The following is a 20,517-nucleotide window of genomic DNA, read 5'->3' on the forward strand; positions in this document are numbered from 1 at the left end:
AATAAATACTAAGTTTGCATAAAAATAAAACAACAATAATAGGGCCGATAAGATGTTAGAAAAACTGGTCAATGGATTTGAAACCCATCTTTTTAGAAACCGCATGTGGGTGATTTTATCATTCATGCTTATCACTGTTTTTCTTGGTTACCAAGCTAGCCAATTAAAAATGGACGCGGCTTTCAGTAAAAATATACCGCTAAATCATGAGTACATGAAAACCTATACTAAGCATCAAAAAGACTTTGGTGGTGCGAATAGGATTATGGTGTCTGTTGAAGATACCAGCGGAAATATATTTAATCCTGAATACTTTGATACGCTTAAAAAAGTTCATGATGAACTGTTTTTCATTCCTGGTGTAGAACGCTCGCAAGTTAAGTCCTTATATTCTCCTTCAACACGTTTCACCGAAGTTGTCGAAGATGGCTTTGCTGGCGGCCCTGTGATCCCTGCAGATTTTCGCAATGATGACTATGGACTCAATATTGTCCGCGATAATGTTGAAAAAGCGGGTATCGTTGGTCGATTAGTGTCTAATGATTATTCGTCAGCTATGTTGACGGCTCAGTTGATGGATTTTGTGGCAAAAACTGATGAAGAAATGGCTGAGTCGGAAGGTGCTGAAAAAGATATTACGACTAAGCCACTTAATACCATCCAATTTGCTAAACAACTAGAACAGCAATTACGTGGTAAGTACGAAACAGAGACCATCAAAATTCACATTATCGGTTTTGCTAAAATGGCTGGTGATGTGGCAGAAGGTGCGCAAGGCGTATTACTGTTCTTTTTAATCGCAATATTAATTACTGCGGTGATGGTTTACCTGTTTTCAAAATCACTCATTCTTACCATTTTGCCGCTTGTATGTAGTTTGGTTGCAGTAACGTGGCAGTTAGGCTTATTGACTGTTGTTGGCTTCGGCCTTGATCCAATGTCGATTCTTGTACCATTTTTAGTGTTTGCGATTGGAGTAAGTCACGGCGTACAAATGATTAATGCCGTAAGAAGACGTGTTCTTGATGGTCAAAATACTAAAGCTGCGTCAGCTTCAGCTTTTCGTAGTTTGCTGGTACCGGGTGGCGTCGCATTGTTATCTGATACAGTCGGTTTCTTAACTCTACTGGCAATTGATATTGGTATCATTCGAGAGCTGGCTATTTCTGCATCTCTTGGTGTAGCGGTTATTATTTTAACCAACTTGATTTTATTACCTTTGGTTATTTCATACACGACGATTAAACCAACTAAAGAAGATCCGGTTAAAAAAGCTAAAATTGAGAATTTATGGCGTAGCCTTTCACGCTTTGCTACACCAAAGTATGCGGTGATTGTATTAACCGGTACTGCGATTTTATATGGATTTGGCTTCCAGCAAGCTAGCAATATGAAAATCGGTGATTTACAAGGTGGGGCACCGGCACTGCATTTAGACTCTCGTTATAATCAAGATACTTTCCATATCACAGATAATTATTCAATTACGACTGATTACATGACAGTGATTGTCGAAGCGACACCTGAAGCCTGTACTTATCATGAAATTCTAAATGAAATTGATCAATTTGAATGGATGGTTGGTAATACGCCTGGTGTGGAGTCAACAGCCAGTTTAGCTTCAGTTTCTAAGCGTGTTAACGCAGGTTTTAACGAAGGTAATCCTAAGTGGCAAGTTCTGCCTCGCACTACAGCGAGTTTAGTGCAAGCAGTGGGGCAAGTACCAACGACTTCAGGTTTACTTAATGGCAATTGCTCAGTTATGCCAGTGTTCTTATTCTTAAAAGATCATAAAGCTGAAACGATTGAAGTTGTTGTTGCTAAGGTTAAGCAAGTTGCAGAGCAATTAAACACTGATACATTGCAGTTCAAGCTGGCATCTGGTCCTGTTGGCGTAATGGCTGCTACTAATGAAGCGGTAAGTGAAGCGCAATTGCCAATGATGATTTACGTTTATGGCGCCGTGTTTGTATTGTGTCTTATTAGTTTCCGCTCAATCAAAGCAACAGTTGCTGTAATTGTACCTTTATATGTGGTCTCGACCTTGGCGCAAGCGTTAATGACTTGGTTGGATATTGGCCTTGCTGTAAGCACTTTACCTGTTATTGCATTAGGTGTCGGTATTGGTGTCGATTATGGTATTTATATTTTATCTACCATGTCTGGCAAACTCACCCAAGGTATGGCGGTTCAGCAAGCTTACTTTGAAGCATTGGTTGAGCGAGGCAGTGCTGTGATATTTACTGGCCTTACTTTAGCGATTGGTGTGAGTACTTGGTTCTTCTCAGCACTTAAGTTCCAAATGGACATGGGTATTTTGTTAACTTTCATGTTTTTAGTAAATATGTTGGGCGCGATAATTATTTTACCTGCATTATCAGCGGTTTTCTGGCGCAAACCCAAGTAAACAAACGGTTTAGAATCAACAAGAGGAGCTTAGGCTCCTCTTTTTTTTGCATAGTTAGTCTGTCTAAACGCTTGATTGGTCAAATAGTGACTATAATTCTTGTGTTAACAAGGATTTTAGAGGATCTACCACTAAAATAGTGCTCGATATAGCAGTTAATTAGTAATAAACTTTGCTCCAGATCTCAGTTTTAGACTGAATCAACAAGCCGAAGCATCCAATATAATGATAAAAGCGCTGCCATAAACGCTTAAGGAAACTGCAACATGGCCTTTAAAGATGCAATGCCTTCAGTACTACTAGAAAATGTAGTCAATTTAATTCATAAAAAAATCCCTAATTCTCAAGCTAAACAAGTTGAGCAATTTGCCAATTGTATATACGCCCATATGTCAAAAGACGACTTAAATGCTCGTAATGACAGCGACCTTTATGGTGCGGTATTAAGCCTTTGGAATGCGCTAAACAAATCTGCTAAAACCAACAGCCACATCCGTGTGTTTAACCCAAGTCAGTCAAAACATGGCTGGCAATCTACCCATAGCATTATTGAAATTATTCAACCAGATATGCCTTTCTTGGTTGATTCAGTGACTATGGCATTAAACCGCATGGGGATCACGGCGCACATGGTGTTACATACACCATTAGCATTAGTCCGTGATGAGGAATTGGTTAAAGAAGTTTCTTTTATTAAAGATGCACCTGAAGCAACTGAAAACGTTGCGGTATTTTTAATTGAAATTGACCGTCAAAGCAGTGAAGCCGATATTAAAGCCATTGGCAAAGAGCTAGAGTCAGTATTTGCTGATGTTGTTTCATCAGTCGATGACTGGCAACAAATGTCTGATAAATTATCAGACACCATTAAGAAATTACCTAAGCAACCATTTCCTGGCGAAAAAGCTGAAATGGAAGAAGCCACTAAATTCTTAACTTACTTAAACAATCATCACTTTACACTGTTAGGTTATCGTTATTACGAGCTAAAACGTGTTGAAGGGGATGTAGAGCTGGTTCCTGATTTAGAGTCTAGCTTAGGCTTAATGACACGTTCACGTAATCAACAATCTGATCGCGGATTATTATTATCAACTTTCTCAGCATCTGCTCGTAAAGAAGCGCTTGATGAAAGCTTACTAGTATTGACTAAGAGTTCGACTAAGAGCCGTGTTCATCGTCCAGCCTATGTCGATTATGTTGGTATTAAACGCTTTGATAAAGCGGGTAATGTGATTGGCGAAGACCGTTTCTTAGGTTTGTATGCATCTAATTTGTATAACCGCAGTCCAAGAGAAATCCCACTACTTGCAGGAAAAGTCGAACGTGTAATGGAGCAGTCGGGTCTTACACCTCGCTCTCATGATTACAAAGCGTTGATGAACATTCTTGAAAACCTTCCTCGCGATGAGCTAATACAAGCAAAAGAAGATCAACTGGCGCATATCGCCCGTGGTGTATTACAAATGCAAGATCGTGACAAACTTAAATTGTTTGTTCGAAAAGATGGCTTTGGCCGTTTCTTATCTTGCTTAGTGTATGTATCAAAAGATAGATACAACACTAAATTACGCCAAGATACTCAGCGCATTTTAGCTCAGCATTTTAACAGTAATGAAGATGTGGAGTTTACCACTTACTTCTCAGAATCAACTTTAGCGCGAACGCATTACATCATTAAAGTTGATAACAATAATATGGACGTCGATGTGGCTGCTATTGAGAAAAACCTAATTGAAGCGGCTCGCTCATGGGAAGATAAATTACATAGTTCACTTAACAATGCGTTAGGTGAGCAGTCAGGTACGGGTCTGACAAAACGTTATTTAACGGCATTTTCACCAAGTTATAAAGAAGATGTACTGCCTAGCTCTGCAGTTGTTGATATTCAACACCTTGAAGCATTAAATGATGAGCACAAATTAGGCATGCTTTTCTATCAGCCGCAAGAGACAGCGCTGAATGACAATAACGTACGTTTAAAACTATTCCATAAAGATGAACCTATTCATCTTTCTGATGTATTACCTATGCTCGAAAACTTTGGATTGCGCGTTATTAACGAACGACCTTACGAAGTCAAAACTGCTGATGGTCATACATTCTGGATCTTAGATTTCTTAATGACAGTGCAGGGCGCTGCTATTGATAACTTGGCTGATAGCCAAGATAGATTCCAAAATGCTTTATCTCAAGTATGGGATAAAGAGCTTGAAGATGATGGCTTTAACAGAATGATTTTAGCGACCAGTTTAACCGGTCGTGAAGTCTCTATTTTACGTGCATACGCTAAATACATGCGCCAAATTGATGCAACGTTTAGTCAATCTTACATTGAAGAAACCTTTAACCGATATCCGCAAATAGCAGATCTGTTGGTTAAAATGTTTATTCGTAAGTTCAACCCTAAGCTTAAAACACGTACGTTAAGTAAGTTTTTAGAGCAGGTGGATTTACGTCTTGAAGATGTTTCTAGCTTAGATGACGATCGTATTATTCGTCGTTACCTAGATTTAATTAACGCAACACTGCGTACTAACTTCTATCAGACATTACCTACAAACGAAAACAAGCCTTACATTTCGTTTAAGTTTTTACCTGAAGATATTCCGGAAATGCCTCGTCCATTGCCGAAATTTGAAATCTTCGTTTACTCTCCAAGAGTTGAAGGTGTGCATTTACGCGGCGGTAAAGTTGCCCGTGGTGGTTTACGTTGGTCTGATAGACGTGAAGATTTCCGTACTGAGGTACTGGGTCTTGTTAAAGCACAGCAAGTTAAAAACACGGTAATTGTACCAGTGGGTGCCAAAGGTGGTTTTGTTTGTAAACAACTACCTACAGATGGTGGCCGAGAAGCATTCTTCAATGAAGGACAAGCTTGTTACCGTTTATTTATCCGCGGTCTGCTCGACATTAGTGACAACATCATCGAAGGCAAAGTGGTACCACCTAAAGACGTTGTCCGTCATGATGAAGACGATGCATACCTTGTTGTGGCTGCTGATAAAGGTACTGCGACATTCTCAGATATTGCTAACGAAATCGCCATTGAGTATGACTTCTGGTTAGGTGATGCGTTTGCATCAGGTGGTAGCAACGGTTATGACCATAAGAAAATGGGCATTACTGCAAAAGGTGCTTGGGAATCAGTTAAGCGTCACTTCCGCGAAGAAGGTATTGATTGCCAAACCACAGACTTTACATGTTTAGCAGTAGGTGACATGGCAGGTGACGTATTCGGTAATGGTATGTTGTTATCACGTCACACTAAACTTGTGGCTGCATTTAACCACATGCACATTTTTGTTGACCCAAATCCTGACATTGAAAAAAGTTATGTAGAGCGTGAGCGTTTGTTTAACTTACCGCGTTCAAGCTGGGAAGATTACAACACTAAATTAATGTCTAAAGGCGGGGTTATTTTCAATCGCTCAGCTAAGTCACTTAAGCTGACGAAAGAAATCAAAGCAATGCTTGAGACTGATTTAGACACCATGACGCCAAACCAATTGATGCAAGCACTGCTTAAAATGCGTGTTGATTTAATTTGGAACGGCGGTATTGGTACTTACGTTAAAGCAACTTCAGAAACCCATGCTGAAGTTGGCGACCGTGCTAATGATGCTATTCGAGTTAATGGTAATGAGCTTAATGCTAAAATTATTGGCGAGGGCGGTAATTTAGGTGCGACCCAGTTAGGTCGTATTGAGTTTGCAGCTAATGGTGGCCGCGTTAATACCGACTTTGTTGATAACGTCGGCGGGGTAGATTGTTCAGATAACGAAGTTAACATCAAAATTCTTCTGAATACTTTAGTGGCTGATGGCGAGTTAACGGTTAAACAACGTAACCGTCTACTTGAAGAAATGACTGACGAGGTGGGTGAAATTGTACTGCAAGATTGTAATGATCAAACACGTACTATTTCAGTGACGCAAGCGCACGGTATTTCACAGCTTAAAGAGCATATCCGTTATATTCAGTATCTTGAAAAAGATGGCAAGCTCGATAGAGCATTAGAGTTCTTGCCGACAGATGATGAATTAGCAGAGCGTTTAGCTAACAACCGACCGCTAACAAGACCTGAACTATCTGTGCTAGTTGCCTACGGCAAAATGGTGTTGAAAGAGCAGTTAGTGACAGCTGAAATTACTGAAGATACTTTCTTAAGTAAATTACTAACAGCCTACTTCCCGCAGCAGTTACAAGATAAATACGCTGATAAGATGATTGCTCATCCATTACGCGGTGAAATTATTGCTACGTCATTAGCTAATGAGCTAGTGAATGACATGGGCTTTAACTTCGTACAACGCATGCAAGATGAGACTGGTGCCACAGTAGCTGAAGCTGCAATTTGCTATACTATGGCCCGCGAAGTTTTTGGTTTAGCTGACTTAACTCATTCGATTACTGAATTGAATGGTGTGGTATCTGCTGATGTACAAAGTGAAATGCTGCATCAATTGCGCCGCAATATGCGCCGTGCTTGTCGTTGGTTCATACGTCATCGCAGTAAAGGTGAGAATATTGAGCAAACGGTTGCGTTCTTTAAACCTGTGTTTGAAGAGCTGAAAACCAATGTTGATCAGTACATGATTGCTGCTGAAGTGATTGCAATTTCAACTGAAATTAAATCATTAACAGAACAGAAGGTACCACAAGAGTTAGCACAAGTTGTTGCTAAAATGAGTACATTGTTCTCAGCGTTAGATATTGCCCAGATTGCACAAATTGAAGGTAAGTCAGTTCAGTTAGTCGCTGAAACTTACTTTAGATTGGGTGCAAAAGTTGAATTACATTGGTTCCTTGAACAAATCAGTAATCAACCAGTATCTAACCATTGGCAAGCACTTGCTCGTGCAGCATTTAGAGAAGAACTAGATTGGCAGCAACGTGCACTCAGTTCTACAGTGCTAAGAGCTTGTACAGATACCTGTGATGCTGATTCGATCATTCAGCAATGGATTGATAATAATGAGAAGCTGTTAGAGCGCTGGTTCCATCTATTAGCTGACTTTAAAGTTTCTCAAAGTCATGACTTTGCTAAATTCTCGGTAGCGTTACGTGAACTTAATTTATTGATTCTTCATTGCGAAGGGCCAAGATAATTATTTATAATAAATGAACAAGCCCTGGCAATTAGCCGGGGCTTTTTTTAGGTTTAGGAGAAAGCATGTTTTTTTACAAAATGGCACAAAAAGTAATGTTTCAAATGGATCCAGAAGTAGCGCATAACATCGCTATTGGGAGTTTAAAAAACACTGGAAACAACCCTTTAAACCTATTTTACAGCCAAGATGTAAGTGCTGCTCCTGTGACTTGCATGGGGATCACCTTTAATAACCCTGTTGGACTTGCTGCAGGTTTAGATAAAGATGGTGAGTCAATTGATGCTTTTCATGCCATGGGATTTGGTCATGTTGAAGTCGGTACAGTCACTCCTCGTCCTCAACCTGGAAATGAGCAACCACGTTTATTTAGATTAAAACCTGCTAAGGCGATTATTAATCGCATGGGTTTTAATAATAAAGGTGTAGATAATTTAGTCAGAAATTTAATGGCTAAGAAAACTGACATTATTGTTGGTGTCAATATTGGTAAAAATAAAGATACCCCAGTAGATGAAGGTAAAAATGATTACTTAATCTGTATGGAAAAGGTATATCAGCATTCAGATTATATCGCGGTCAATATTTCTTCTCCAAATACTCCCGGTCTGCGAACCATGCAGTACGGTGAATTATTAGATGATTTATTAACCTCATTAAAAGCAAAACAAACAGAGCTAGCCGAGAAATATAATAAGTATGTTCCAATTGCACTTAAAATTGCACCAGACTTAACCAGTGAAGAGATTGAGAAAATTGCTGAGTCTCTATTGAAGAGTAAATTTGATGGTGCAATTGCCACAAATACGACGTTAACACGTGATGCAGTGGTTGGTTTAGATAATGCCAATGAGATGGGTGGCTTGAGTGGTAAGCCGTTAACGGATCTATCAACTAAAGTGATCAAAGAATTAGCTGGTTATTTGAACGGCGAGATCCCAATTATTGGTGTCGGCGGAATTAATAGTGCAGAAGATGCTCTAGCTAAATTTGATGCTGGTTCTCAATTAGTTCAAATATATACAGGGTTTATTTATCAAGGCCCAGGATTAATTAAAGATATTGTTAATGCCTATAAGGCTAAATAAGATCCAATTAGTTTAATTAATAATCTAACGATCTCATTTATAGATCTAAAAAAGTTATAGCGATCGCAATTACGATCTTTCGATCTTTCGATCGTTATAACTTTATGATCTTTATATCAAATATTTTAAATTAAGTTTTGATATTGTCCGAAATATAATCTATTATCAGTTTGTATTCTTATAATTAGGTACTCAAAAATGTTATTAATGCCAAATAAGGACTGGCAGTGGGAATATAATGAAAGCTATAAGCAATTAAGTATTTCATTAGGTTCCGAGATGGAGTTCTTAACCCCATACAAAACTAAAACCCTCATTCCTGATGCGTTAATAACATCAGAATTTAGTGTCGAGCACGCTAAATTCTATATCCACTTACTTGAAAGCCTTCCTAAAATTATTAACATGTCTGATGCTGCTGTTGTTCAAACAGCATTAAATGCAACAGCTGCGCACTTTTTGTTAAAACCTCAAATGCCAAAATCTTGGTTTTTTGAAATTAGCCAAGAATGTGTTTATTGCGAAGTAGGTAAGTTATTTAATCTTAATGCCAATGGGACTCGTGTATTGGTTATGGTGGTAGAAAATAGCTTACAAGCTGCGTTAGTGATGGTGTTATCAAAAGAGTGCCCACTATCTGAAAATAAAACCCTTCAGCAGTTTGAAACAATAAAAGTGATGCACAATAGACTTAATCCACTTAGAAAAGCACAACTCGTTGTGGCAGCATAACTCTAGATTGATTAATTCATTCTAAAGTGTGCATGAGTTAGATGATTGTGTTCAGGCTTGACAGGCTTACTCTGATATTTAATTTCTTTTTAGGTTAGTATTACACAGTTGCCTATTGTTCAATCTTAATTACCGCTATATTTCAGTCTGACATGTGTTAATTCGACATGTTTTTAATCAAAATATATTAATTCGTTACTCTTAGTTCGAAATTCTTTATACGATAAAAATCCTGTTTATATTTCCTACGCTATAACCTGCCAACTTGCCTTACTTACTTTAATCTATCGTTAGTATTTATCTTGCTAGTTGCTAGTCTTGTTATGACAAAGTTAAATTTCTATTCTGTAATTACCTTACTATTTAACCAATTCAAAATTTGGAATAATTTGCCAAGATGAGGTGAGCATATGACTTATTCTCTTATCCAATAACTCTATTTATGCATTGCACAAACCAATTAGTACAAAAATTCACAGAAGAATGCACACAGTTGATTACTTAAAAATATTGTTCAGCTTTCTCTATTCAAAAAATAGTAAATCCTTTCGGGAATAGGTTATGTCTCTGTCATTTAAAACAGAATTTTATGCCAGTTAATGACTGTAATGGTTTAACTATCACTTTTGATTAGACCATATAAAGTATTTATTCTTTTAATCAAAACACTTTTAGAATAACCTAAAATGTTACCTGTAACATGAGTTTAATTCTGCTGTTTTAAACAAAATTTCAACTTGTTTTGCTGTTTAATCATGAAATATAGCTGCTATCGCAGTCGTAGTATCATTTCACATCTATAATCCCTCTTTAAATGCTATTTGTTTTTTTATTTTTTAAAACTATTAACTTATTGTTTTGGAATGGTTTATATTATTTCTCTCTATTGACTGTTCATGCTTGGTCGCTTGTTCGAACAATTCTTTTGTTTGTAAATTGTTGTAAAGTTGTATTTGTGGTGTTAGGTTTGACGTGTAACAAATAAATGTTATCGATAACAAGGCGGTTTAGAAGTACGTTTTTTGTTTGGTAAATAAGTAAATAAAAATCACATTATTGTAACTAGCCCTGTGGGGGGATATGAAAATCAATAAACTAAAACCAAATCTGCTTTGGGTAGCAGTCGCATCGATTATGGGGACTGCATCTTTTGCTGCGTCTGCCGAAGAAACTCAAACAGCAGCAGCTGATGAACCGATTGAAGTACTATCAGTAAAAGGTATTCGTAGTAGTTTATCTCGAACACAGGATATTAAACGTACTTCGGACGGTGTTGTAGATGCCATTTCAGCTGAAGATATGGGTAAATTCCCTGATACTAACTTGGCTGAATCTTTACAACGTGTCACGGGTGTTTCTATTGACCGTAAAAACGGCGAAGGCAATCAAATCACTGTACGTGGCTTTGGCCCAAGCTTTAACCTTGTGACGTTAAATGGTCGTAATATGCCATTTGCAGATTCACCTAAGCAAGAAGGGGCTGGCGGCACACAAAACCGTAGTTTTAACTTTGAGCAAATCGCTTCTGAATCTGTCAGCGGTGTTAATATTTATAAAACATCACGCGCCGATCAAGCATCAGGTGGTATTGGTGCGACAGTTGATATTCAAACTGCACAGCCGTTTGATTATGATGGGTTTAAATCAGCATTTAGCGTTAAGGGGACTGCTGATACTTCTGTCGATAAAGGGGACTCTGTTACACCAGAGGTTTCTGGATTAATCAGTAATGTTTTTTTAGACGGAAAATTAGGTTTATTGGCCTCTTATTCTTATTCACAACGTGATAGTGGCCAAGAAATTATCGCGACAGATGGCTGGTTACGTCAAACTGCAGGTAACTGTGAATTAGGTTTTTCTACCTCAATCGATGCTTGTGGTGGTAACACGATTGACGATAGTGCAAATACAAACCCTGAAGGTGCTATCTGGTTACCACAAAACTTTAATATGGATTTTAGTAATCATGAACGCGTTCGTCAAAATGCGCAGTTTGTAGTGCAATACGCGCCGACAGATAATATCGTGGCTAAAGTTGACTACTTTTTCTCGGAATATGAGGATACAGTTGAGCGCTATCAAACAGCGCACTGGTTTGGCAACTGGGTTACAGGTACTACTGACGAAAACGGTACCATAGCTCAAATTGTTAATGGTGCAGGTGGTACTGATTTCATTGGATATTATGATGAAATTAAAACAGAAAATGATTCAATTGGTTTTAATTTAGATTGGCAAATACAAGATAATTTTAAAGCAAATTTTGATTATCATCACAGTGTTTCACACGCTCAACCAGATGGTAATTTATCAGAACAATCAATTCTCTTAACTAACTCAGAATTTAATTGTGATTACCGTGATGGCTGTTATGCAGGTCGTTTTACTGTTGATTATGGTCAAGGTACTCAACTGCCAGTTTTGAATGATCCAGATCAATTTGCTGCAGCAGGTTTTACAAATGCTGATGTAAATTACTTATATGATGGCGAAAGAAAGAGTTCCCAATACGGTTTCGTAGGTAACAACCTTGTTATTGGCCGTGGTAATGAAGTAGAAAATACCATTGATCAATTCAAACTAGACTTCGAATGGGTAAATGATAGCAATGATTCTTTAGCCAAAGTTAATTTTGGTGTGGGTTATGTTGATTTTCAATATGACACTACATGGCGAATGAATTTTACTGGGATCGGTGGTACTTATCCTGATATGAGCTTATTTACAACTGTTCCGCGTGGGGACGTTGGCAGTGATTTCAGTGGTGGAGACCGTATTTTTGAGTCGTTCTTAGAGTTCGATGTACAAAAAATGTATAAAGAACTTGAGAAAAACGGATTTGATTTTAACCCTGAAGTTTACAATGAAGTTAATGAAGCAACAGCTTCAGCTTATATTCAGTTTAACTTCCAATCTGATTTTAATGATATGCCATTAAATATTGTTACTGGTGTACGTTATGAAGAAACGGATGTGACAGGTACGACTAATCAAGTAACTCCGTATGCATTACGTTATGTGAGTCTAACGGAATTACGTACTCAGTTTGATGAAGTCCCTGTGTACAATGAAACGGAAATTAACGGTGATTATTCTTACTTCTTACCAAGCTTAGATATTAGCTTAGAAGTGGCTGATGATGTGATAACACGTTTATCTGCTGGTCGAACGTTAACACGAAACGATTTAACCGCACTTAGACCTGCAGTGAGTCTTGCCAATTCACGACCAAATGGTCCTTACCTTGCTTATCAAGGTAACGCGAACTTGAAACCTTATGTCTCTGATAACTTGGACTTATCTCTTGAATGGTATTACGCACCAGGTAGTTATGCGTCAGTAGGTTACTTCAAAAAGTGGGTTGATAACTACATTACAAATAGTACAACAAGTGGCCCAGTATATAATGCAGATGGCGTAGCTTATACTGACCCAAGTCAAGGTGATTTAGCTGCTGCTGGTTGTAGTGCGACTGGTGGTGATATACCAGCTTGTGATGGAACTAATGTTCCTGGTTCGCCAGTTATTGATTGGCAAATTACTACACCAATTAACTCAGACTCTGCAGAAGTTGATGGTTTTGAATTAGCTGTACAGCACCTTTTTGGTGAATCTGGTTTTGGCGCTCAAGCTAACTATACCTATGTTAATGGCGATATTGAGTATGATGTGTATACCACGCAACCTCAAACTGCACTAACGGGTTTGAGTGACTCAGCTAACTTGGTTGCTTTCTATGAAAACTATGGTTTCCAAGCGCGTGTTGCTTATAACTGGCGTGATGAGTTCCTTTCTGGAACGGATCAGTTACGTGCACCTGACGAGCCGGTATTCACTGAAGAATATGGTCAGTTAGATGCTAACGTGAGTTATGACATCACTGAGAACTTTACCGTGTTTGTAGAAGGATTAAACCTTACCGATGAAGTGTTACGTCAACATGGTCGATTTGAAAATCAATTGATCAGTGCTCAAAGCTTTGGCCCTCGCTTTAGTTTTGGTGTTCGTGGCAGCTTCTAATCACAATCAAATAGAGTCTTAAATCTCTCTCCCCAAAGCTACCATTGATGTTAAATGGTAGCTTTTTTATTACCTGCACCTTTGTAAGTTACTGTTTTAAAATGGCATCTGAAATAATCACTTTAAAAAGTAACTTTTTAATTGTGAGCGGTAACATTTTAATGTAATGTTTATGTTAAGTATGAACTTGGGCATTGTATTTAATCCCCTTTAGTTCGTTTAATATAATTTCCGAGGAAAAGACTGTGTACTTAGGTATTGATTTAGGAACATCTTGTATAAAGCTAGTTTTGGTCACTGAAGCTGGCACAGTCGTTGATACCGTAAGTGTGCCATTAACGGTTTCACGCCCACAACCATTATGGTCTGAGCAATCAGCTGAGTCTTGGGGCGATGCAGCCATGGAGGCTATGGACAAACTTGCCGCCAATGGACAACTTGCAGATTTAAAAGCGATTGGTCTTTCTGGTCAAATGCACGGCGCCACTTTACTCGATAAGCAAGGCAATGTACTTCGACCAGCAATGCTCTGGAATGATGGTAGAAGCGCACAGCAATGTTTAGACATAGAAGAACTTGTACCAAATGCACGCCAGCTTAGCGGTAACATGATCATGCCAGGTTTTACTGCACCTAAATTGTTATGGGTGAAAGAGAATGAACCTGCAATCTTTGACCAAGTGGCTAAAGTCTTATTACCAAAAGATTATGTTCGTTACTTGCTTATCGGTGATTTCGCCTCTGATATGTCAGATGCAACAGGTACTGTCTGGACTGATGTCGCTAAACGCGATTGGGATGACAATTTATTATCTGCAACAGGTTTATCTCGTGACCATATGCCGAAACTCTTTGAAGGCTCAGAAATCACAGGTTATATCAAATCAGATTTAGCAAAGCGATGGGGTATTAAGCAGGTACCAGTTGTTGCTGGTGGTGGCGATAATGCTGCTGGTGCAGTGGGTGTAGGCATCATTAAGTCTGGTCAAGCTATGTTGTCTCTTGGAACTTCTGGTGTTTATTTTGCGGTAACTGACGGTTACAAATCTAATCCAGATAGTGCAGTTCACAGTTTTTGCCATGCTCTTCCTGGTACATGGCACCTTATGTCTGTTGTGTTAAGCGCAGCATCTTGTCTTAGCTGGTTAGCAAATCTTGTGGGCAATGTCAGTGTACCAGAACTATTAAATGAATTAGCGCAGCAGCAATCTGATGTCGCATCAGATTTGATTTTCTTACCGTATTTAAGCGGTGAGCGTACTCCTCATAATAATCCACACGCTAAGGGTGTTTTCTTTGGCTTAACCCATTCAACAGAGCGTGCTGATATGACGAAAGCGGTACTTGAAGGGGTTGGATATGCATTTGCTGATGGCTGCGATGCTTTGCACGCATCAGGGGTTAAACCTGATGAAGTATCTCTCATAGGCGGTGGTGCTAAAAGTGAATATTGGCGCATATTGTTGGCAAATATTCTCGGGCAAAACTTAGTTTATAGACAAGGCGGCGATGTAGGACCTGCGCTTGGGGCTGCAAGACTTGCGCAACTCGCGGTAACACCCAATGCCAGCATTGAAGATATTTGTCCTGTTCCACCTCTCGTGGAGTCTTACGAACCCGATTTAGCAGAGTTTACACGACATAAAGAACGTCGCGAGAAATTTAGCCAGATTTATCAGAATTTAAATTCATTATTTTAATGATTAAAAATAAGCGTATTGAATAAGTTAACACTTAATACATGCGTATCTACCTTACTGTTTGGAGAGAACTATGAGTGAATTCTTTAGTGGCGTTAACAAGATAAAATATGAAGGCCCAGAATCAACTAACCCTTTGGCTTTTCGCTATTACGATGAAAATAAAGTTGTGCTTGGCAAAACGATGAAAGAGCATCTGCGATTTGCTGCATGTTACTGGCATAACTTTTGTTGGGATGGTTTTGATATTTTTGGTGCTAATACATTTGACCGACCTTGGTTAAAAGGAGGTGATCCTTTAGCCATGGCAAAACAAAAAGCCGATGTTGCTTTTGAGTTTTTCAAAAGTTGGGTGCGCCTTATTACTGTTTCCACGATGTTGATGTGTCACCAGAAGGCGCAAATATTCGTGAATACCTAAATAACTTTGCTGAAATGACCGATGTTCTTGCACAAAAACAAGAAGAAACGGGCATGAAATTATTATGGGGTACGGCCAATTTATTCAGCAATAAACGTTATATGTCAGGTGGCGCGACTAATCCAGACCCTGAAGTGTTTGCTTATGGTGCTACCCAAGTTTGTACAGCGATGAATGCAACCCAGCGATTAGGCGGTGAGAACTACGTATTATGGGGTGGTCGTGAAGGTTACGAAACACTATTAAATACAGATTTAAAGCGTGAACGCGAACAGTTTGCTCGATTCCTTACCATGGTTGTTGAGCATAAACATAAAATTGGATTTAAAGGTTCTCTATTAATCGAACCTAAACCACAAGAGCCGACTAAGCATCAGTATGATTACGATACAGCAACGGTACATGGCTTCTTATCTCAGTACGGTTTAGAAAAAGAGTTCCAAGTGAACATCGAAGCTAACCATGCAACGCTAGCAGGACATTCATTCCATCACGAAATTGCTAATGCGTTTGCACTCGATGTGTTTGGCTCTATCGATGCTAACCGTGGTGATCCTCAACTGGGTTGGGATACGGATCAGTTCCCAAATAGTGTTGAAGAAATGACACTGATTATCCATGAAATCTTAAAAGGTGGTGGTTTTAAATCTGGTGGCTTTAACTTTGATACTAAAATCCGTCGTCAAAGTATTGATCCAAATGATTTATTCCATGGTCACATTGGTGGTATGGACACGATTGCAGTGGCGTTATTAAAAGCTGCAGATATGTTCACTGATGCAACGTTAGAGAAAAAAGTAGCGCAACGTTATGCAGGATGGGATGGCGATTTAGGTCAAAAAATCTTAAATGGTGGCATGGACCTAGCGGGCTTAAGTGAATTCGCTCAAGCACAACAGCTAGATCCAAAACCACAAAGTGGTCAGCAAGAATTATTAGAAAATTATGTTAATCGTATGATTTTCTAATTGAGAAGTATGTCCATCGCATTAAAGGTAAGTGAGAAAGGTCGCTCGTAGTATTACTTTAGTGCTTTTTTATCTGCTCAACTTTCTGAGCTAGTGCTTGTCGGGTAAGCACTACAAGATCAGCCGTTAATCTATGTTAACGGCTTTTTTTCAAATTTTAAAATAACTGGCTGAAATTTCAGCATATCAAGGAAAGTTATTATGCTGTCTTTTTACCGTTCTAGTTGGAAAATTGCCTTTATTGTTTCGTTAGGTGGGTTTATTTTTGGGTTCGATGCATCTGTGATTTCGGGTGTTATTGGTTTTGTTGAAGAAGAATTTAACTTAAGCACCTGGCAACAAGGTTTTGTGGTAAGTGCACCGACTCTTGGAGCTATTTTAGCCAACTTTGGCGCGGGTTATTTCAGTGACCGATTAGGCCGAAAGCCCGTTCTAATTATTATTGCAGTTTTATATTCAGTTTCCGCTATTTTGTCAGCCTTCGCATTTAGTTATGAAATGCTGATTACTGCAAGGTTTATTGGCGGATTGGCGTTTGCCTCATTAATTTTAGGCCCTCTTTATATCGCAGAAATTTCTCCCGCGCATAAACGAGGTCGGTTTGTCTCATTCAACCAACTTAATATCATGATTGGTTTTTCAGCTGCATATTTCGCAAACTATCTATTTCTGTACTTTCAGGATAGCCAATCATCATTAGCGCTTTCATTGGGTTTAAAAGAAAATATTTGGCGTTGGATGTTAGGTATTGAAGCGATACCTGCTATTTTCTATGCTTTATTACTGAGTTTTATTCCTAGAAGCCCTAGATGGCTGGCACTTAATAAAAGCCATGTAGCAGCGAAGAAAGTACTCGATAATATTATGTCTCCTGAAGAGGCTAAGCATCAATGGAAAGAAATAAATTCGTCACAGTGTAATTACCATTTGCCCTTGAAAGAGGGGATGCTAAAAATCATTAGTCCAAAAATGCGTGCCGTGCTGGTTCTTGGTTTAGTGATTGGTATTATTCAGCAAATTACCGGTATTAATGCCATATATTTTTATGCACCTACCATTTTCGAACAAACAGGAGTGGGTAAAGATGCTGCATTCGCTCAAGCTGTCCTAGTAGGCATTATTAATTTAATTTTCACCATTATTGCTATGTTATTGATAGATAAAGTAGGACGGAAACCATTAATGCTCACTGGTTTAGTGGGAGTTTGTATCAGTATGAGTGTATGTGCTTATGGTTTTGCTCAAACTGAATTGAATGCTCAACTTATTTTGATGGGAATATTAGGATTTGTCGCTTCCTTTGCAATGTCATTAGGCCCTGTTATGTGGGTACTACTTTCTGAAATATTCCCAAATAACATTAGAGCGCTTGCTATTGCAAGTGTTGGCGTCGTTAACAGTATTGTTAGCTATTTAGTTCAATTGGTTTTTCCTTGGCAATTAGATAATTTAGGAGCAAGTTTAACTTTTGCTATATATGCCGCTTTTGCATTAATTGGTTTTGTACTTGTGTTTAAGCTGTTACCTGAAACTAGTGGTTTAACCCTTGAAGAATTAGAGCGAAAACTGACGCCTGAAATGGGTTAATAGTCAATTATTTAGGATTGAGGTTAAACCTTATTGCAAATATAAGGACTTACAAAAGGAATTAAAATGAAAAAGTTAAATTGGGGAATAGTTGGCGCAGGAAGAATTGCACATCAATTTGCTGCAGATATGGCAACAGTAGCCAACAGTGAGTTATATGCTGTGGCAGCCCGTGATGAGACAAGAGCGCAAGCCTTTGCTGAGCAGTATCAAGCAGACGTTGCCTATGGGGATTACCAGCAACTATTTAATGATGAGAATGTTGACGCTGTGTATATCGCCACTCCTCATAACCTTCATTTTGAACAAGCAAAAGCAGCGATGTTGGCAGGTAAGTCTGTATTATGTGAAAAGCCGATAACGGTAAGTCAGCAAGAATCAGAAGCATTATTTCAAATCGCGAAAGAGCAGCAGGTTTATTTAATAGAAGGAATGTGGACTTATTTTTTGCCAGCCATAAAACAGGCTCAGCAATGGGTTGAAGAAGGCAAGATAGGTAAACTTTTACATGTTAAAGCTGACTTTGGTTACCCTCAGGTATATTCGCCTGATGCCAGAGAATTTGATGTCGATCTAGCGGGTGGTTGTGTATTCGAAATGGGTATTTACCCCATTGCAATTGCTCAATTATTTTCTAGTTTATCGCCAGACTCGATTTATGCCACCGCCAGCTTTGCACCAAACGGAGTAGAAGATGATGTCAGCTTTATTATCAACTATCCCGATATGACAGCCACGTTAGGTACTTCGTTTAAATGTAAATTACAGAACTGGGCTTATATTATCGGTGACAAGGGCTATATCGCGATTCCTGATTTCTGGCGTGCAAGTCAATGTTACTTATATGAGCTTGATACTCAGGTTGACAGTTTTAACGATCAACGTATTACTATTGGTTTTGATTACGAGATCAATGCAGTAAGCGACGATATCTTATCTGGAAGGTTAACGTCAGATATTGTCACTCCTAACTCGTCAAATACGTTTCAGCAGTTAATCAATCAAGTGAAGACATACATTAAATAGTAGCCATTACGAGTTATTTAACTCAATTATACTGCTTATCTTAAATTGTGCTTTGAGGTCTTTGTCGATAGTATTTAATTTATCGGTGAAGACTTTTTTGCTTAATTTTTGAGGACATTTATGAGTCTACCTAGTATTGAAATTTCTCCTATTTCCAGTTTACAAGACAAACAAATTGCAATCATCATTAAAGCTGTTGGAAGGGAATTTGGCGCAGTAGGAGAGGGGTTTGGTCCTTCAGATGCCGAAGTGGATAATATGAGCCAGCATTACTTAGCAAAGCAGAGAGCAAGATATTTAGTGGCTAGTGTTGATGGTGAAATTGTCGGCGGTGCGGGAATTGCTTCTTTTAATGGCTCAGTAGAAACCTGCGAATTAAGAAAGCTGTTTTTATTACCCCAAAGCCGTGGCTTAGGACTTGGTAAGCTGTTAACTCGGCAATGCTTAGCTTATGCGAACGATGTTGGTTACACACAATGTTATTTAGACACCTTAACCAGTATGAGAGCAGCAATTACTTTATATGAAAAAGAAGGGTTTAAACACTTAGATAAGCCTTTAGATGGCACTATTCACGGTGGATGTGATGTTTGGATGTTGAAGTCGCTGAAAGAGTAATGTCATGGTATAAAAAAGCCAAATCATATGATTTGGCTTTTTGTTTAATGTTTATTCATGCGGTCATTAATTTCAGTATTGTGTGAATAATATGAATTTAGTGACTCAGTGTTTTTGGATCCTTAGGCTCTTTTTTCAATCACTTCACTTGTTGAGAATCGGTAGCGCATATTACGATAGACACACACATCGGTGATGTCTTCTGGTGTACCATGAGGTGCACTTCTAAAGTTGGTTGATACTCGATATTGACCTGTAACTTCTGTGACTTTATGCCAGCAATGACCATGTAACAAGACTAATGTGCCGGTTTTAGGCACCAGTGTGACTTCATTTTCAAAGTGAGTATCATGCTCGCTGGCTGGTAATAAACCACGCTTATGGCTACCCGGTACGACCATGGTAAAACCACCCGTTACCTCGGTGATATCCATGGTGTACATCAGCCGATTTAAGTTAAATTGTTGAGCATTTTCTGGTGGACAATCTTGATGCCAAGCTTGCCCCTTTGTACCTTGTTTAGAAAACATTACCATGGAATATTGTGAGTACCACTCTTTCCCCAGAATAGCTTCTGTAAGCGCTAATAGCCTTGGGTCTTGGTCGACTCTATCGAATTGTTCATGTCCCTCACGCTGCGGGAACCAAGGTATAACTTCAGTTGCTGCTTTCGATAAAAACTCATCATTATGTAAAAATTCAGGCGTAGTACCAAAATGTTGACAGATGTCTGCATTCAGTGAGTTCATCAGTGAGGTATCAAAAAAATTTTCGATGACTAAATAGCCGTCTTGATGAAATTGAGCTGCTAATTTTTCATAGTTCATAGGGTTACCTTT

Annotated in this window: 10 protein-coding genes and 1 pseudogene; 10 read left to right on the forward strand and 1 reads right to left on the reverse strand. The window is 38.7% G+C overall.

Going from position 1 to position 20,517, the window contains the following annotated elements; genetic code table 11:
• Positions 1–52: 52 nt before the first annotated feature.
• From AC0L4E_RS07555 to AC0L4E_RS07600, 10 genes and pseudogenes are all read left to right on the forward strand, one after another.
• Positions 53–2,407 (forward strand): efflux RND transporter permease subunit, encoded by a 2,355-nt coding sequence (locus AC0L4E_RS07555; RefSeq protein ID WP_473678680.1) that lies wholly within the window; start codon positions 53–55, stop codon positions 2,405–2,407.
• A gap of 266 nt (positions 2,408–2,673) precedes the next feature.
• The gene (locus AC0L4E_RS07560; RefSeq protein WP_473678681.1) at positions 2,674–7,518 is read left to right on the forward strand and encodes an NAD-glutamate dehydrogenase; all 4,845 of its coding nucleotides are present in this window, start codon (positions 2,674–2,676) and stop codon (positions 7,516–7,518) included.
• A 65-nt stretch (positions 7,519–7,583) separates the two neighbouring features.
• Entirely contained in the window at positions 7,584–8,606 is a 1,023-nt protein-coding gene (gene pyrD, locus AC0L4E_RS07565) for a quinone-dependent dihydroorotate dehydrogenase (RefSeq protein WP_473678682.1), read from the forward strand.
• Positions 8,607–8,804: 198 nt separating this feature from the next.
• Positions 8,805–9,338: a cell division protein ZapC gene (locus AC0L4E_RS07570; RefSeq protein ID WP_473678683.1), complete on the forward strand. Its 534-nt coding sequence runs from the start codon at positions 8,805–8,807 to the stop codon at positions 9,336–9,338.
• 1,080 nt (positions 9,339–10,418) lie between these two features.
• Positions 10,419–13,358: a TonB-dependent receptor gene (locus AC0L4E_RS07575; protein ID WP_473678684.1), complete on the forward strand. Its 2,940-nt coding sequence runs from the start codon at positions 10,419–10,421 to the stop codon at positions 13,356–13,358.
• Between the two features lie 245 nt (positions 13,359–13,603).
• Positions 13,604–15,058, forward strand: coding sequence for a xylulokinase (xylB, locus tag AC0L4E_RS07580; RefSeq protein WP_473678685.1), 1,455 nt, complete (start codon positions 13,604–13,606; stop codon positions 15,056–15,058).
• A 73-nt stretch (positions 15,059–15,131) separates the two neighbouring features.
• Positions 15,132–16,447, forward strand: a pseudogene (gene xylA, locus AC0L4E_RS07585) (xylose isomerase).
• Between the two features lie 201 nt (positions 16,448–16,648).
• The gene (locus AC0L4E_RS07590) at positions 16,649–18,034 is read left to right on the forward strand and encodes a sugar porter family MFS transporter (RefSeq protein WP_473678686.1); all 1,386 of its coding nucleotides are present in this window, start codon (positions 16,649–16,651) and stop codon (positions 18,032–18,034) included.
• Positions 18,035–18,100: 66 nt separating this feature from the next.
• The gene (locus AC0L4E_RS07595; RefSeq protein WP_473678687.1) at positions 18,101–19,060 is read left to right on the forward strand and encodes a Gfo/Idh/MocA family protein; all 960 of its coding nucleotides are present in this window, start codon (positions 18,101–18,103) and stop codon (positions 19,058–19,060) included.
• 120 nt (positions 19,061–19,180) lie between these two features.
• Positions 19,181–19,678 carry a GNAT family N-acetyltransferase gene (locus AC0L4E_RS07600; RefSeq protein ID WP_473678688.1) on the forward strand — a complete coding sequence of 166 codons (498 nt, stop codon included), beginning with the start codon at positions 19,181–19,183 and terminating at the stop codon, positions 19,676–19,678.
• Between the two features lie 122 nt (positions 19,679–19,800).
• Here AC0L4E_RS07600 and AC0L4E_RS07605 read toward each other — a convergent pair whose 3' ends face one another.
• Positions 19,801–20,505: a phytanoyl-CoA dioxygenase family protein gene (locus tag AC0L4E_RS07605; protein ID WP_473678689.1), complete on the reverse strand. Its 705-nt coding sequence runs from the start codon at positions 20,503–20,505 to the stop codon at positions 19,801–19,803.
• Positions 20,506–20,517 lie beyond the last annotated feature (12 nt).

Source organism: Shewanella sp. GJ50-10 (assembly GCF_055808815.1).